16 protein-coding genes are annotated in these 16,866 nt (G+C 43.0%); 5 read left to right on the forward strand and 11 right to left on the reverse strand.

Features of this window, described 5'->3' with window-relative positions; genetic code table 11:
* Positions 1–105 precede the first annotated feature (105 nt).
* Positions 106–1,647, forward strand: coding sequence for a family 43 glycosylhydrolase (locus tag BAZ21_RS05560; protein WP_068497851.1), 1,542 nt, complete (start codon positions 106–108; stop codon positions 1,645–1,647).
* Between the two features lie 104 nt (positions 1,648–1,751).
* On the opposite strand, the gene BAZ21_RS05565 is transcribed toward BAZ21_RS05560, so the two are convergent.
* The 7 genes from BAZ21_RS05565 to BAZ21_RS05595 form a co-directional block, all read right to left on the reverse strand.
* The gene (locus BAZ21_RS05565; RefSeq protein ID WP_068497853.1) at positions 1,752–2,462 is read right to left on the reverse strand and encodes a GntR family transcriptional regulator; all 711 of its coding nucleotides are present in this window, start codon (positions 2,460–2,462) and stop codon (positions 1,752–1,754) included.
* A 210-nt stretch (positions 2,463–2,672) separates the two neighbouring features.
* Positions 2,673–4,082 carry a glycoside hydrolase family 1 protein gene (locus tag BAZ21_RS05570; protein ID WP_068498050.1) on the reverse strand — a complete coding sequence of 470 codons (1,410 nt, stop codon included), beginning with the start codon at positions 4,080–4,082 and terminating at the stop codon, positions 2,673–2,675.
* A 73-nt stretch (positions 4,083–4,155) separates the two neighbouring features.
* Positions 4,156–5,484 (reverse strand): PTS cellobiose transporter subunit IIC, encoded by a 1,329-nt coding sequence (gene celB, locus BAZ21_RS05575; protein WP_068497855.1) that lies wholly within the window; start codon positions 5,482–5,484, stop codon positions 4,156–4,158.
* 83 nt (positions 5,485–5,567) lie between these two features.
* Positions 5,568–5,900: a PTS lactose/cellobiose transporter subunit IIA gene (locus BAZ21_RS05580; protein WP_068497857.1), complete on the reverse strand. Its 333-nt coding sequence runs from the start codon at positions 5,898–5,900 to the stop codon at positions 5,568–5,570.
* On the reverse strand, positions 5,893–6,210 hold the full coding sequence (locus BAZ21_RS05585; RefSeq protein WP_007433040.1) for a PTS sugar transporter subunit IIB: 318 nt from the start codon (positions 6,208–6,210) through the stop codon (positions 5,893–5,895). The genes BAZ21_RS05580 and BAZ21_RS05585 overlap by 8 nt, the downstream gene beginning before the upstream one ends.
* A 518-nt stretch (positions 6,211–6,728) precedes the next feature.
* Positions 6,729–7,271, reverse strand: coding sequence for a PilZ domain-containing protein (locus BAZ21_RS05590; RefSeq protein WP_068497859.1), 543 nt, complete (start codon positions 7,269–7,271; stop codon positions 6,729–6,731).
* 20 nt (positions 7,272–7,291) lie between these two features.
* Positions 7,292–7,864, reverse strand: coding sequence for an HD-GYP domain-containing protein (locus tag BAZ21_RS05595; protein WP_068497861.1), 573 nt, complete (start codon positions 7,862–7,864; stop codon positions 7,292–7,294).
* 99 nt (positions 7,865–7,963) lie between these two features.
* Between BAZ21_RS05595 and BAZ21_RS05600 the strand changes: the two genes are divergently transcribed.
* Positions 7,964–8,926: a tyrosine-type recombinase/integrase gene (locus tag BAZ21_RS05600; RefSeq protein WP_068497863.1), complete on the forward strand. Its 963-nt coding sequence runs from the start codon at positions 7,964–7,966 to the stop codon at positions 8,924–8,926.
* A gap of 495 nt (positions 8,927–9,421) precedes the next feature.
* Positions 9,422–10,540 carry a WG repeat-containing protein gene (locus BAZ21_RS05605; RefSeq protein ID WP_068497866.1) on the forward strand — a complete coding sequence of 373 codons (1,119 nt, stop codon included), beginning with the start codon at positions 9,422–9,424 and terminating at the stop codon, positions 10,538–10,540.
* Between the two features lie 68 nt (positions 10,541–10,608).
* Here the strand turns inward: BAZ21_RS05605 and BAZ21_RS05610 are convergent, their stop codons facing one another.
* Complete coding sequence (locus BAZ21_RS05610) at positions 10,609–11,046, reverse strand: hypothetical protein (RefSeq protein ID WP_068497868.1); 438 nt, start codon at positions 11,044–11,046, stop codon at positions 10,609–10,611.
* A 607-nt stretch (positions 11,047–11,653) separates the two neighbouring features.
* On the opposite strand from BAZ21_RS05610, the gene BAZ21_RS05615 reads away from it, so the two are divergent.
* Positions 11,654–12,703, forward strand: a complete 1,050-nt coding sequence (locus BAZ21_RS05615) for a transcriptional regulator (protein ID WP_305953034.1) — start codon at positions 11,654–11,656, stop codon at positions 12,701–12,703.
* 285 nt (positions 12,704–12,988) lie between these two features.
* Here BAZ21_RS05615 and BAZ21_RS05620 read toward each other — a convergent pair whose 3' ends face one another.
* From BAZ21_RS05620 to BAZ21_RS05630, 3 genes are all read right to left on the reverse strand, one after another.
* Entirely contained in the window at positions 12,989–13,858 is an 870-nt protein-coding gene (locus BAZ21_RS05620; RefSeq protein ID WP_256019940.1) for a copper amine oxidase N-terminal domain-containing protein, read from the reverse strand.
* A gap of 401 nt (positions 13,859–14,259) precedes the next feature.
* Complete coding sequence (locus BAZ21_RS05625) at positions 14,260–14,937, reverse strand: hypothetical protein (RefSeq protein ID WP_084011515.1); 678 nt, start codon at positions 14,935–14,937, stop codon at positions 14,260–14,262.
* A gap of 121 nt (positions 14,938–15,058) precedes the next feature.
* Complete coding sequence (locus tag BAZ21_RS05630) at positions 15,059–15,355, reverse strand: hypothetical protein (RefSeq protein ID WP_068497870.1); 297 nt, start codon at positions 15,353–15,355, stop codon at positions 15,059–15,061.
* A 91-nt stretch (positions 15,356–15,446) separates the two neighbouring features.
* On the opposite strand from BAZ21_RS05630, the gene BAZ21_RS05635 reads away from it, so the two are divergent.
* Positions 15,447–16,403, forward strand: coding sequence for a hypothetical protein (locus BAZ21_RS05635; protein WP_068497872.1), 957 nt, complete (start codon positions 15,447–15,449; stop codon positions 16,401–16,403).
* Positions 16,404–16,866: the final 463 nt, after the last annotated feature.

The following is a 16,866-nucleotide window of genomic DNA, read 5'->3' on the forward strand; positions in this document are numbered from 1 at the left end:
TTTATTCCACTTGTAAACGCTTCCAATTAAGATAAAATCGAAGATGAGGCACGGGACAAGCCGTTCCGGCCCATCCTATCCGTATTAAGGGAGGCAGATGATATCGTGAAGTGGATCAACAGCAGCAAATGGTTAGGCGCATGGATTTGTATCTTGCTCGCAGTGGCCGGTACAGGCCTTCAACCCGATGCAGCGCATGCCAATACGACAGGCGTGACTCATGCAACCTACGGGACCGAGGCGATTCAGGCACTGAATGGTTTGGACGCTACCCATGCAGAATTATCCCTGAACGCAACAGCAAGCACAGCCATTACCAACGGAACGGATTGGAAAGACACTGCTGGTAACCCGATACAGGCGAACAGCGGCAATATTCTAAAAGTAGGTTCCACTTATTATTGGTACGGCGAGCATGCCGAGAACTGGAAATTTGAAAAAGTGAATGTATATACCTCAACCGATCTGAAAAATTGGTCCTTCCGCAGCACCATCCTCACTAAAAATTCCGCCCCTGAGTTAAATTCCAGCAAAATCGAACGCCCCAAAGTCATTTACAACAAAACCACCGGAAAATATGTACTATGGGCGCATTACGAAAATGGTACAGACTATTCGCTCGGTCGTGTAGCTGTCGCTACCAGCGATACACCCGACGGGAATTTTGTCTACCAAGGCAGCTTCCGTCCGTTGAATTACGAGTCCCGTGATATGACAGTGTTCACGGATACCGACGGTAGCGGCTACCTCATTACAGCTTCACGTAAAAATGGCGGTGCCAACGATACGATGGCGATCTTCAAGCTGACAGCCGACTATACGGGCGTGCAATCATTTGTAGGTTGGATCTTCGAGAATGGCTACCGCGAAGCCCCTGCTGTTGTGAAAAAGAACAACACCTACTACCTGTTTACCTCGCAAGCATCCGGCTGGTATCCCAACCAGGGAGCCTATGCCACCGCCAACTCCATGACTGGAAGCTGGTCTGCTCTGTCGCCCTTCGGTGACCCGGCGGCCTATGGCTCGCAAATTCACTCTATCGCCACGATTACAGGCAGCGCAGGGACCAGCTACATCTATATGGGCGACCGCTGGAATCCACTCAACCTGAGTGACCACAAATTCATCTGGTTGCCACTGACGCTGAATGACTCCAATAAAACAGCAACCCTGAACTGGTACAGTAGTTGGGATCTGGATGCGGCAACAGGCTCGGTCATCTTGCCGTCCCTTGTGAATCACGCGCAAGGCAAAACCGCGACTGCCAGCTCTGCTGCATCCGCTTCTCCGGCTTCACTGGCGAACGACGGCAACGCCCAAACCTCGTGGAAGGCTGCATCTGCATCCTGGCCCGCTTGGTGGCAGGTCGATTTGGGCAGTACCAAGACCATCAGCGAAGTGGATATTTCATGGTTTATGTACAAAGGCTCTGAAGCGTATTACAAATATAAAATTGAATACAGCACGGATGGAATTCATTATTCCACCATTGACCGCACGACCAATACTGCGTATGGCTTTACCAGTGACAAAGTCAATCTCCAAGCCCGCTACGTGCGAATCAATCTCGTAAATGCGGTATTATTTAATAATCCGAACAACTGGTATACCCCAACGGTGCATGAAGTCAGACTGCTGGGTAACTAATTCGTTTCATGAAAAAGAACATGGCAGGAAAGCACCTTCATAAAAGAGGCCCCTTCTGCCATGTTTTCTTTTTACCCATTACCATCCGCTTCGTGCACGCTCGCTCAACGCATTCGGTTCACCGTAGTAAACACAAATTTGTCGTACCGATGCCGCGAGAATGAGTATTCAAAAGGTATACCCGTATCCAGATAACCCACCTGCTCAATTTCCAAAATTGGATCATCCGCCGCACAGTCCAAATGCTCCCGATCCAGTTCTGTCGACTTGGACGCACGGATTGTACGATGTGAACCGACAATATTAAGGCCCAGCTCCTCCTTAATATGTCGGTACACCGAGCCGTACAGTACCTGCTCGGTAATACCGCTAATCAGCTTCGTGGGCATGTACGTGCGCTCGATAACATACGGCTCACCCTCCACAACACGCAGACGGATCACATGATATACAGGAGAATTGGCATCAATAAATAGATGAGCCGCTACTTCCTCGGATGGAAATTGAACGTCAAAGGCGACAATCTTATTTTTGATTTCTTTCCCGCGCAGTACGTTGGTTAACCCCAGCATTTCATTGACAACGACGTTAACAGGGCCATTATGAACCGATTTGACGATAAAGGTGCCGTGTCCTCTTTTACGATTCAGCAGCCCTTCCATCACCAACGTATCCAATGCCCTCTTAATCGTCATCCGACTTACCTGAAACTCACTTGCCAGTGAAATCTCATCGGGAATCGGATCATCACCGCTATAGGTCTTATTCATAATACGCTGTTTGACCTCTTGTGCAATCCGCTCGTATTTGTTCATCTGTCTACCACCTGTACTAAAAATTGTTTAATGTCAGCATTTTACCAAAAACACCGGTAGCGCTGGTTCTTATGTCTCTGCAGGCGGGACGTTAAGGTATTACGGTATAAGTAGTATACCGAACATTATACTTTCTCACCAGCGGTAATACAGCATAGCTCATTTCCAGCGATGAAGAAAAAAAGGCGGTCCAGAGGACCACCTACCACCTTAGAATCCGTTATTTTCGATCACCTGTTTGAACCAGTGTCCACTCTGTTTAACGGATCTTTTGCCTTCGTTCTGAAGATCGACAGACACGAAGCCATAGCGATTTTTATAAGCGTTCGTCCAGGACCAGTTATCCATAAACGTCCATAAGTGATAGCCCTTCACATTGGAGCCTTCTGTGATGGCCCGTTGAACCCATTTGAGATGCTCACGGATAAAGTCAATGCGATATTCATCGTGGACCATGCCCTGTGTATCCCTGAATTTTTCCTCACCTTGAACGCCCATTCCGTTTTCTGAAATGAAGCATTCAATGTTGCCGTAATTTTGTCTGACATTGGTCAGAATATCGTAAATCCCCTTCTCATAAATTTCCCAGCCCCGCATCTCATTCATCTTGCGACCAGGCATGACATAATAGTCAAAGAAACGTTCTGGCACAAAAGGCGCGTCCGGGTTCGGCAGACTTTCACGGGCCTTGACTCTGCGCGGCTGATAATAGTTAATGCCCAGCAGATCCACAGTACCCTGGCGTATAATCTCCCGATCTCCTTCTTCCGTCGAAGGTAAAAATCCCTCTTGGCGTAACAGCTCTACGAGCAAAGGATTAAATTCTCCCGTCACAGATGGGTCCAAAAAGGAACGGTTAAAGAACGCATCGCATATTTCAGCAGCCTGCACGTCTGCCGGGTGCTGACTACGCGGATAGGTCGGCGTCAGGTTCAAAATAATACCGATTTTACCTTTATAGCCTCCCTCTTTGTAAGCCTTAATGGCACTTGCGCTCGATAACAGAGTATGATATCCCACCTGTACAGCTTTGCCGAAATCCACTTCATTCGGATAGTGAAAATCGTACAGATAGCCGCCTTCCACCGGGACAATCGGCTCGTTATGCGTAAACCATTTGGCTACACGATCCCCGAATAGTTCAAAGCAAGTGTTAGCGTAATCCACGTAAGCTTCGACCGTCTCCCGGTTCACCCAGCCTCCCTTTTCCTGTAAAGCCATCGGCAAATCAAAATGATACAGATTCACGAACGGCTCAATATCCGCCTGCCGCAATTCCTCAATGACGGCATTATAGAACTGAACTGCCTGTTGGTTCATAGCACCTCTTCCCGCCGGAAACAGACGCGACCAGGAAATGGAGAACCGGAAAGAGTTGTGACCAAGCTCTTTCATAAGTGCAATATCCTCTTTGTAACGGGTATAGAAACGGGATGTATCGGCAGGGCCGACCCCGTCATAGAAACGGTTCGGCTCCTGCTCAAACCAATAATCCCAAATGTTTGGTCCTTTGCCGTCCCCCTCCACGGTTCCTTCTGTCTGGGTAGCCGAAGCTGATGAACCCCACCAGAAGTCGGATGGAAAACGGTATTGAATGGCTTGCTTCTCTATATCTTTCATTTCGGTATGATTCACAGCTCTACTCCTCTCTCTTTTGCAATGAATGAGCTGCTAATCCAGCAGCTCATTCACGTTACATTCCAACAGTTTGATCCTTACCTGCAAGGGCTGCTTGGCTAAGCTCCTCTTCCTGCTCTTTACGAACATTCATCCGGTCAATAATTTTCAGGAACGGGAACCAGATGATAAAGACGACAGCCATATTAAACAGTTGCAGCACGCCACCCATCAGGGAGCCCGTACCCATCATTCCACTAAAGAACAACGGCATCGTCCAAGGAACCTGTATCCCGTTTGGCGGCGGTACAATACCCGTGGACATGGCAAAGTAAGTAATCAGCGTAACGATCATTGGAGAAATGACCCATGGGACAAAAATAAGCGGATTCATCACAATCGGCAGACCGAATATGACGGGCTCGTTGACATTAAACAGACCCGGTCCAAGGGCCAGCTTACTGACCTGCTTCAACTGCTTGCTCTTCAGGAAGATCAGAATCGTGAGCACGACAGCCAGTGTCATACCTGTACCACCGATACCTACTGTATAAATATCCACAAACTGCTTCGTGATAATATGCGGCAGTTCCAAACCTTTGGAGTACGCTTCATAGTTTTCAAGTGCCAGCGTATTCCAGATCGGGTCCATAACCGAGTTGATAATGATTTGACCATGAAGCCCAAAGAACCATAAGAGCTGAACAAAGAAAATAGCAATCAATGTAGGTATAATTCCACTGCCCAAATGCACCAGCGGTGCCTGAACGGCATGATAAATCAAATCATGCAGGTTATTGTGAAGGGTCAGGGTAACTATAACGTTGATGATCAAAAATATGCCCAATGTGATACACGCCGGAAGCAAAGCGGCAAACGATTTGGCAACTGCCGGCGGAACGCCTGGAGGCATTTTAATGATAAAATTCCGCTGCGTCACCTTTCGGTAAATCTCAGCCGCGATAAAAGCGACGATCATACCAAGGAACATGCCTTTGGCCCCGATCCGATCAACCGGAATGACCCCGGCAATCGTAGCACCGCTTTCTTGTGTCAGCACGAACGGGGTCAGCATCAAAAAGCTGGCCAACGCGATCATGCCGCCGAATATGGGTTCGACCTTATAACTTCGAGATAGATAATAACCAATCCCGACGACCACGAATAGGGTCATGATATTCAGTGTGGCATTAGGCGCAATATTCAACAGATTTTGAAAAGTCGTCAGATTGCCCTCGCCCATCCACCCTTTTAAGAACGGCAGATTGATAATAACAACGATAATGGAGCCAAAAACCGTTAATGGGAATGACAGCATAAATGCATCACGCAGTACAGTAAGATAGCGGTTGTTGTTCAGTTTACCGGCAATAGGTATCAGTATCCGGCTTAATTTTTCAAACAAAGCCTATTCCTCCCCGCGAAGTGACTTGCATCAAATGGTTGCAAGCATTTCATGTCACAAATTTCACAAACTTTCAGGTCCAGCTATAAATTTCTGGATTTGAACAGCTCCAGCAGCTCTTGAACCAAATCCTTCATGGTAGCCGTGGACATCAGATGATCCTCGGCATGCATCAGAAGGAGCGAGAAAGGAGTCTGGGTTCCTCCCGCTTCCTTCTGAACCATTTGAAAATGGATATCATGCGCAGCACGCAAATCCTGCTTCGCCTGCTTGAGCAATTCGTCCGCACCTTCCGCATTCTCATTACGGTATTCACTCAGCGCCTGAATCACTTTACTGCGAGCGCTTCCACTATGAAGAATAAGTTGGAAACTAATTTGCTCTTCCGTCAGTTCAGCTATGTTGACTTTATCCATTTTTACGTTCCACCAGCTTCACGGCCTGCTCATAGGCTTTCTTACCGTCGACCATTCCGTATGCCATCATGTCAATCACTTCTACATGAATACCATATTGAGCTGCTTCCTTTTCCAGCTGCCCCTTAAGAAAACTCATTTGCGGGCCAATCAATACCGCGTCAGCCTTAGCCATGTCTTCTGATGCCTGATCTTGACCTACTGCCCAAATTTCAGCCTCGTCCCCAATAGACTTGGCATAATCCTGCATCTTGGTAACCAGCAAACTTGTAGACATACCTGAGCTACACGCCAGTAAAATTTTCTTCATGATTGTTCCTTCCCTTCAAGGTCTGATTGGATGCTAACTACTAGAAAACGTTTACCAGAAAACGGTTGCACAGTAATTATAAATCCGCTTGTTGGATTTGTCTATACATTTAATTTATATGTATAGACTTTTTTGAATATGACACTTTTTATTCCCCTCCAAAAAAAGCGCTTTCATATATTTTCTTAAATCTCTCAATAACATTCGAGCCTCGCAATATTAGAGTCGTACATCATTCGTCCCTCGAAGTGCACACCAGGTGTCATATAGACGAGGCATACAAGCGGTTGTATGATATCAGAAATATGGGATTCATCGCTGACTACATTACACGATACGGAGGTTCCGCCATGAATATACCCGATGATGACAATAACACTGATTTATGGCTGCGATATGCGCCTTTCCTGATGTATGTTGCGGGCAATAAATAGCCACGATCGTCTTTGTCTTCCAATCCCAACGGCTCAGGCCATCCACATGCGGGAAGCGACAGACAAAAGCGATCGCGGCTTTTTTTATACCACAGATGTTGTGGGGTTTGCTTGTTTTAAAACACGCTGATTGATACAGTACACCAGCCTCTCCTGATCCGTAGGAATCATTTCAACAAATATAAGCCCATATGTAATAAAAGGCTGGCTAATATGCGCTTCTTTTCGGATTAAGTGTGCCTGCAAGACAAAAGGCTCTTTGTTTAGCTCGAATTCAATCTGGATGAGGACTGTTTTTTTTAAAGGTAGATCATAATCGCAAATCAGCTTTAGCCCCTTTACACTAATGTCTTGTATTTTACCGATCCCTTTTCTATGAGTAAGCCCTGCCAGGGCCTCGTCGCCAAAATGTAAAAACTCAAACGCACAACCCTCGTCCGGAACACCCAAACGAAAGGCTTCCCGCCGATTCAACTTGCTGTTGACTTCCTCCAGTGACTTCTTAAGCTCCTTTTTCTCCAGCTCTTTCATACCCAATTGTTTTTTTAGATCCATAAAATGAACAATTCCGTTGACCAGACACACAACGATAATTAAAATGATAAATCCTACGATAATGGATGTCATGGAACATGCCTCCCTCTGAGTTATTGTTCAAGGGGACTCGACAGGTCCTCAAGCAGATGCAAAAACCGTTCTACATATAGCAAATCAAATTGTGTTCCAATGTGGCGCCAAAGCTCCTCCTTGGCCTCCTGCATAGACATGCCCCGGCGATATGGTCGATCCGAAATCATACTGTCAAAAGCATCAATAATGGAACACATCCGGGCCATAGACGGGATTTTGTCACCACTTATGCCAAACGGATAACCCTGTCCATCCCAGCGTTCATGGTGAAATCGGACGATGTCCACAACATCCTGATCCAGTATCCCCTCTTTCAAAATAAGCTTGGTCCCCAGGAGAGGATGGATCTTCATCATCTTCCACTCCTCCTTATTCAAGGGGGCTGACTTGTCCAAAATGCCATCCGGCAGCAGTATTTTCCCAACATCGTGAATACAACAACCTATGACGAATTTCCGTGTCTGCTGCTCATCGAAATTTAGATAAGAAGCCATCCGTCTAGCCATATTTCCAACCCGCAGGGAGTGTTCATACACTTGTTTATTTTTGGATAAGAGGCGAGTCAGACAGTTTACTAAAATTTTTTCCACAAATATTCCTCCTGTTTGGCGCGCGGTCAGTAATTTGCCTTAATATTGAGAATGGATATCGCACAATATTCATTGTGCGAACGAACAGGAGGAATTTCTATGTATACGTCCAAAATGATATCTTCTCAGCTACATGCCCATTCCATACACAACCCTGAGACGTACACGGATGACCAAATCATTGGGTTATTTTTAAGTACTTGCGGCAGCTCACCGTATACCCTGCGTAACTATAAGAGAGCCATTCAGCAGTTCCGAAATTTCACATCAGGCAAACCATTACGGACAGTGACATGGCAGGATATTGAGATTTATAAAATCGGCTTATTAGAAGGGTTTTGCAGTTCTACCAAGCAAACCCCCGCACCAGCAACCATTGCCAGCCTTTTGGCACCATTAAGATCACTGTACAAATGGGGAAGCGATCCAAGCATTCATATTTTCCAGCACAATCCCACGACAAGTGTACGGACTCCCAAAATCCCGGTGAACAGTAAAAACCATTTTTTGACCAAAAATGAGCTGCGCCAGCTTTTAACCTATTTAAAAACGCAGGGGGAACGAAATTATCTTATCGCTCTCACGCTGGTATTATTGGGACTTCGGGTGTCTGAGATGGTAGCTATACAGTGGGATCATTTCCATTACGATCCGACAGAGACATTCATTTGGCTGACCGTATTTAACGGAAAAGGAGGCAAACAGCGGGAGGTGAAAGTGCCACCAAGACTTTGGAGTATGTACAAGCAGTTCAAGGGTATCCTTCCGCTGGATGAGCCATTAGATATGCCTGAAAGACTGTTCCCATTGTCCGTAAGACAAGTAGAAACGATCATTAAGCGGGCCAGGGAAGAAGTCGGTCTCACGAAAAAGATAACACCCCACTGGTTTCGCCACACGAACGCTACATTGGCCTTGATTCAGGGTGCATCGTTACAGCAGGTGCAGGAAAATCTCGGACACTCCCACATCAATACGACACAACGCTACCTTCATACGGTTAGCCAAATGCAAAAAGCAGCTCCCGACTACGTGGAAGACTGCTTAAAAGATATATTGTAGGTATTTAGTTATAAAAAAGGAGTTGAAAAAATAGTCTTAAATGACTAAAATAAAATGCAAGAGGTCCTTTTTTTAGTTCATTTTACATATCGCACAATGAATATTGTACGCTATTTTTTTCTAATATTTCACAATTTAAAGAGTGTCCAGATAGTTCTTGAGATATAGAATTCTCACTACAATTATGCCCTTTGAGCAGAACATTAGTCGATAACATAATCATACTGAACTGTCACTTATATATCCGTGATAACAATAATCCACAAGAGGGAAGCTGTGAATAGCAGCTTCCCTTTCCATTTGATCTGTGCACCGATGATAATCCCCCCCATCAGACACTCATTCTCATGAACCGCAATATTTTACAACTGTATAAGATGTCACTCCATCTCTCCATCTCCGTGCTGAAAATTAGAAAAATTTTGAATTACAAGAAACATTCCTACATTTTTTCCGTCTATATTATGGTAAATCAACTTGCAAAGGAGCCTGTGCATGTTAAAAAAGTTCGGATTAGCGATATTGATTCTATGTACCAGCATTGCCGTTTCCGGGATGGGTTCGGCTGCTCCCAGTGTTGCAACAGCTATTGAAGTTTCCAAAACACCGCTGGATTACAATATTGCTCGGCCATCAAGCGACGGTGCTTTTCACGATGGCTTATTAGCCGCTGAAACATCTACTGGGAATCTTGTGTTTTATAATACCAAAGGGGAAAAAGCGTTCTCCCTACCCGCCGAGCTTAAGCCTGTTGGTGATTTTCATGAGCAACGGGCCGTTGTGAAAAACACAAAAACCAATCTCTACGGGTACATTAACACCAAAGGAACACTGGTCATTCCTTGCCAATATACCGAAGCTAATTGGTTTAGCGAAGGAAAAGCCAAAATCACCATAGCCTCCACCAAAGAAAATGCCTTTATTGATCGCACAGGAAGGGTCCTTACTCGTTTTAAAGAAAACGTTGATTCGGAATATCTGTTTACAGATGGACTGGCACTTGCCTATGCTCCCAACACAGGCAAGATCGGCTTCGTTAATGCTTCCGGTCAATTAGCGATCCCCTATAAATACAAATATAGTCGAAGCTTTTCCGATGGCTTGGCTATTGTTCAGAATAGCAAAGGGCTGTACGGATATATAAATACCACAGGAAAGGAAGTTATTCCTCTTCAATATAAATCCGGAGGAGATTTCTCAGAGGGTTTAGCTCCTGTACAAAATGCCAAAGGAAAATGGGGCTTCATCAATAAACAGGGAAAAGTCGTTATTCCCTTTACATTAACCGATGCCCAGGATTTCAGTGAAGGCCTGGCGAGTGTAAAAAATACGAAAAACGAGGTCGGATTTATTGATAAAAGCGGAGCCTTGGTCATTAAATATCAACAAGAATATGATGTCACATTCCCATTCAAGGAAGGCTTGGCTTTAGTGGGTAAACAAGCACATTCATCCGTCTCAGACGGAAAATTCGGTTACATCGATCGTCAAGGCCAATTGCTGACCAAGCTCGAGTATAGGGCGGAATCTTCCTCCTTCTCCAATGGTTATGCTGTTGCCTTTATCAAGCCGGGTAAAGCGTTCATTGTATCCAAACATTCCGTTTCCAAATAAAAAAACGACCCCGGAGGCAGATCAAATGGATCTGTTTCCGGGGTCAATACATGATTGCCTTGGAGTCATTAGTCATGCGTGTAAAATTTTACTCCAGGCAAATCTGCTGCCACCCACGAATAGTTAATGGTATTACTGTTATAATTTTTGGTCCCCGCTTGTGCAATTTGTACCCCTTTTAAAATCGTGATTGATGACCCCTTCGGTCTGACAACGACAACATGACCATGCCCTTCTGCTTTTCTGATCCCGACGGCAGGATATCCGAGATTTGCCCTTTTTTGAGCATCCAAAAAGGTTACGGAGTACCATCCCGGCGTCTTGTTACCTGATAAAGCTTCCGCCATTTGATTGGCTAAGCCGCTCGGTAAGTCAGCCGACATGGCGGACATCACATCCTGCGCAAAAATGTTACACTTGGTACCTCCTACCGATGAATACTTTCTGTTCGTTTCTACCTTAAAACCGTCAATTACAGATGTGTAGGTGCTTGCACTTCTAGCCATTTTGGACTCCCCCTGAATATTAGTTATGGAGGAAGTGATGTTGGCCTCAATTCCCTCTCAACATTTTAGGTGAATTCCGGCTTTCTTTAACAACGTAATGCGCGAAGAAACAATCCCAATTCACAAAAAAGTAATTAGTTGAAAGTATATATAATCCATCCATAAGATGGTATAATATCTCCCAGAATGGCCTCATATTCTAGCATCAGATTGTCCCAAGGAATATCCTTATAGATCGCTATCTAACGAAATACATAAAATGTTACGTTAAAGGGGTTGTTTACATTTGGAACCTACAACCACGATACGCACAGAACTGGAAAACTTCATGAAACAGAATGGGTTAAACATTACCCAGTTTGGTTTGGTAGCAGACATAAACCCAGGCACAGTAAGCGGGATTGTTACGGGCAACCGTACACTCTCCGTTCAACAGTTAGATCGGATTACAGCTACGCTGGGCCACCCCCAAGGACATTTTTACAAGAATTACATTGAGGAATTCCTGAGTACAGCAACCCCTAACATACGCAGAGTCAGACCCCTGTTGTATCATTGCGCGGAGCTGGACATGCTGGATTGTATGGAGCAGGTCGTCAACTTGCTCATGGAAAAGCTGGCATACGGCGATGCCCTGTTTATCATAGCCGAGGATTTGTTCAAACAAGGAAAGTTCGCAGCGTCCATCATCCTTTATGAAAGCGTAGCCGTTGGTGAGAAAAAGCAGCACTCCGAAAGACTAGCCCTTTGTCAGTATCGTATTTTTATGGCGAAGCAAGGGGAGGATCAGGAAATAAATTATCAGGCTGCGATTCAGTTTGAAGACTATATTGAACGCCTTGATGATGCTGACCAGCTTGACGCGTTAAAGGATTTAGTGAATACATACCGCTCTTTACGGAAATGGGGAAAGGTAAACATATTCGCTAATATCATGGGAGACAAGGCTGCAATTCAGTGCGGGATTAACCAACAGCTTAAGTTAAAAAGACGGAAAAAGAAGAACCCGGTCAATCCCCCGTTTGTGTATTGGGCTTACTCCTACTTACTACGTGCAGGTGTCTGTGAAGCCCGGAAAGACTATAATAGGGCATTGGAGCATACTTACGCTTACGCTGATTTAAGTTGGGTAAAGGAAACGGATGAACAGACCTTGTTATGGAAGGGGCGGTTTACAGAATGGGCGCAGGCTAACATTTACGTGAATAAGCTGTTGGCTGGTGATATAAGCGTCCTTCCAGACTATTTAGCTTACGTTACTACTAATAAAAATGAGGTTGTACATGCACTGGTTAACATAATTGAAGCGGCTAATCAATATGATTTTATTGTAGATGATGTACTCAAGCAGTTTGAATTAGAGATACAGTCTTTAGCGGAACAACAAAAAAGCGTGGGCGTGTACACCCAACAATTAATGTCAGAGAGCTTCGCTCGCTTTTTAAAAGGATTAGCTGATTACTACTTACGTAAAGGTATGTATCAAGAAGGTTTTAAAAATTTAATTAACAGCTTGGAATTGTCCTCAGCAACTAATAACAGACCGTATATAATTGAGTGCGTGAAATTGCTTGAGCACTATAGGAAAAATGCAGCTTCCGATATAATAACATCCTACCAAACTTTAATTAACGAGGTGCGTGGTGATGAAGAATAAGTTAAGGCTACTCCTTTTGACAACCAGTCTCCTGTTAGTGATAATAATGATCTTTTCAATACAGCATCTAGAAACAGGATCTACTTACAAACCATTTAGCCAACATGGTGGAGTCTAATAATTTTTGCTAAAACCCTGCTAGCCAGCTCTCCGAGTTGGCTTTTTCTTTTAATGACTTACAAAGTAAGAGAACAAATTAAGCAATTACTATTTCTTCGGATCATCGCCAAACAAAAAAATAAAACGCCTTCCAATGAAGGCGCCCTAAAAGATTAGCTTTTTCATTTACTTAAGCTCATCTTTTGTTTTTATAGTTCTACCGGCAACTAAAACATATTGAAGAGGATCTTTTATGGTCACAAATGAAATGCTTCGAGAAACTGAGCCTCCTTTTTCAATCCTTGGACGCTTTCTATCGGGAATATCTATAGAAGCCTGATCGGCATCCATATTAACTGTTTGATTAAAGACAAAGATTTCGTGTAAATCCTCCTTACCTTCCTTAATCGCAGAACCTGAATGATTCAAAGCACTTACAGTTAAATTGCCCTCTAGTTCTCCAGTAGAATTTATCTTAGATGTTAATTTAAAATTCTGAATGTCCAAAATAGAATTGTTATCCAATATATTGTTTCTACCCCAATCTAGCTCAGTAACATGTTGAAGAACTTTACTTTGGTTAAAGGATTCATTTTGCAAAATAACCTTATTATTTTTATACTCAAATGGAATATCCATAGCTCTTAGTAATACACCCAGTGGAATGATAAAAGAATTATACTTCACTTCAGGATAGGTATCCATTTCTACAGACTTTCCGTTCAACTCATACATATTCTTACCTTTGTGAAACACAATCTTGTCTTTTTCCCAGTTAATAATAGCTTCCTGTAACTTCATGTCGTATTCCACTTTAGCACCAAGAAGTTCAGACACAGAACGAAGGGGAGCCATTAGACGATTTTCTTTATTTGTATATGGGCCAACGGGAGCGCTGTACAGGACATCATAATCGTTTACTTTAAAACCACTAAAGTTTATAGAGTGCACAGTCTGCGCTGCATTAACTACAGGAGATGCACTGAACAGAGCAAATGCAAGTAAAGTGAAGGATAACTGAGTTGTCCTAAACATACACATAAATAGAAGGTTCAAGTTTAACCTCCTTCTTTTAATCGCTTAATCGCTGCTACCAATTGACTAAAGGATACGATATAAAAATCAAATGGGTTTTTCCTTTAATAAGTTACCGTATAATTCATTCTTAACTAAAAGATACGCATAATTGCTTTATCCATAGGATTCGCGGGCACTCTCATTATTATCGTATACTCGTGGGCTAGGGGGGAGCGGAACATACACGATAGTAAAACTGATGTTTTAGTTACTTTTGAAGATGGTTAATGTGGGTTGTCGAATTAGATCTTTAGATTAAAAGCAGTCTGAACCCCTTATATTTGAGGTTTAGACTACTTTACAAAAATCTATATCAGAAATTGGTATTCAGAGTTTCCCCTCATCCGATTTCCTCTGGGAATTTATGCAGAATGCTCATATTAAGAAGCTTCATACTTGGAAGTAGATCTTTCTCGATCTTCAACAATCTCGTTTTTATAGGCATCTTGATACGTTTTATACTCCTCTGTTTTGGTCAGTTCATTAGCAATGCTCTCTTCACTCAGCGCCTGGATACTGTTTTTCGAAAAGAAATCTGTTTTTACTTCTATATTAGAATTTGGCCCTGATACTAGTAAAGAACCATCCTGCTCTGCGGTCGCAGTAAACACATATACCTTTCCTTTTTGTGGTAGGAAATCATTTTCAAATAAGAAATATGTGCTCTTATCATCATTCAGTCCCCCAAATTTTTGAATAGGGATGGAAACATCTTTCTTCAGATTACCTTTTATATTATCAAGCACTTTAACGGAATAATTTGTATAGGGCATCGTCAATACTTTGGAGCCATCCTCCGTTTCTTTCGTTACAGGAAATTTATAATCCGTTCCCGTCATTTCTTCTACCAACCCTACAAACGCATAGTCAGCATAACCTACAACTGCTTTGGGGTTATTTACATCTATAACAAATGAAGCCTGTAAGTAACTGGTCGGAACCTCACCAGACTTCGTTATATTCTTGTCTACCTTTGGATTTGAACAACCAGAAACCAGTATTACAACCGTAGTAAAAATGGACAAGAACATAAATACTTTCTTCATGCTAGTTCTCATTGGTTGTACCTCCTTAACCCCCGTCATACCGGGGAGGTAAACGTAACGATCAAACACCAATACCGCTCAGACGGTTCTATAAAAGAAGAAGTCGAAGATCGGTTCTTCGACTTCTTCTACTTTAGTCTTCTACAAAACGGATATATGGACGTTGGAAATATCTTTGGTCAGACACGAAGTAATATTCTTTCCCCACAACAAGAGGAGGGATAACGGACTTTGAAGAGATATATAATTTTTTAATCTCGCCTCCGTTAGAGGCATCGCTTTGAATGACTAAGTAATCATCTTTAACTTCGACTAATTTAGCGGTTTCACTTGGATGAGATCCTGAATAATAATAAATCAAGCCAATGATTAGTGAAAAAAATGAAATTTTTAGAATAAATGATGAAATTTTATTTTTTGTTACTGACATTAGAATGCACCTCCAATAATTGATGATTATACTATATATATGATATTCTTGGAAATAGAATTACAATATTATTCCACTTTGGAGGTAAAAGATGAAAAAGAAGACAGGGTTACTCTCGCTTGTGGTAGTTGGACTCCTTGCATTTTCTCAAGGCTCAGTTAGCGCGGCTAGTGCGGCAGAAATGGAGGTAATGGACTATACTCCACTGAAAATTGACAACAATCTAACGGTTAAAAAATTTTCTGATGGCCGTATTGAGCCGATTGAGAATGCAAAATCTTTGACGGAGAAACAGCAAGACGAGATCTTAAGCGAAATGGGTTATACCGAAAAAGAAAGTGAAGAACTCTCTGAGGCAGAGAAAGTTTATCTCATTGCTGAGGGTGGAGTGAAAGTTAATGTAATCCAAAGTGAAATGGTTCACAAATATTTTGATCTTAGTGGTAAGGAACATATAATTACACCAGAAAATGAAGCTGAAATTAACAAGATCAAAGAAGCTGATTTAAAAAAAATAAAAGGTGATAAGTTTAGCACATCTGCAATGGGATCTGTTAACGATGGTACTTTTTCAGGCACTTCTTCAATTCAATATTTGGGGAAAACAGCAAATGGTAGAGAGTTCAAGTATTCATATAGAACACATTTTAACTGGAGCAACATCCCTTGGTTTACCTTATCTGATAGGGTAGCGCATGCTTTCCAATCCCATACTTCTGCCATTGGGTCAAAAGCTGATTTCTTTTATCGTTCAGCAAATGGAAACTGGCAAGATGGTAAATTTAGTAATATTGACCAATCACAAGTTTTGGGAACTATTGGGTCGGTCCGCTTAATGCCCATCAAAGAGCAATACGGAACTTTATATACTGAAGTAAGAATACCAGTAGCGCATGGTGGCGGTACAGGAAGCTTTGCTAATAGTTATGCTCATTCATACACTGAAGTACCATTCGCTATATCTTTAGGTTCAGTGAGTATTACTGGGACTGGATTAGGCGATTTTTGGAGTTGGAGAAGCAATTTCACAATTGGTCAATGGGACTAGTAATATTTTTGACGGGAAAATGACCTCTTTATGACCTGCCACTGGACTTTTACTGTGGTAAATTTGTATCATGGAAAATCAAATAAGGAACGCATCGCAGCTTTCGAGCCTCGGTGATCAGGTCGGCCAATGTGCCGGCCTTCTTATGTTAGGGAGGGACGTACCTTGTTCCACGATCAGGAGACAGGTAAAAAGAAGGTTGCCAAAGAGGGATGCTGCATTCATTGTAACAAGCCATCCACGCATGTTTCATTAGGTATCCGGTTCTGTACTGAGTGTGTCCAGGCTATGAAGAACAGTGAGGATATGAGGAAACTTACTGTGTGGGACAACTGATATCGAGAAAGAGCGCAGCGTTTTTGCTGCGGCCGATTCGGACATCAGATTTTAAACGGCGTTACAATAGCAGTAGAAATCGTTATTTTTATGCGAAAAACGTTATTCAAACCTCGAATATCGTACA

The organism is Paenibacillus kribbensis (genome assembly GCF_001705305.1).
GTDB classification, from domain to species: domain Bacteria; phylum Bacillota; class Bacilli; order Paenibacillales; family Paenibacillaceae; genus Paenibacillus; species Paenibacillus kribbensis_B.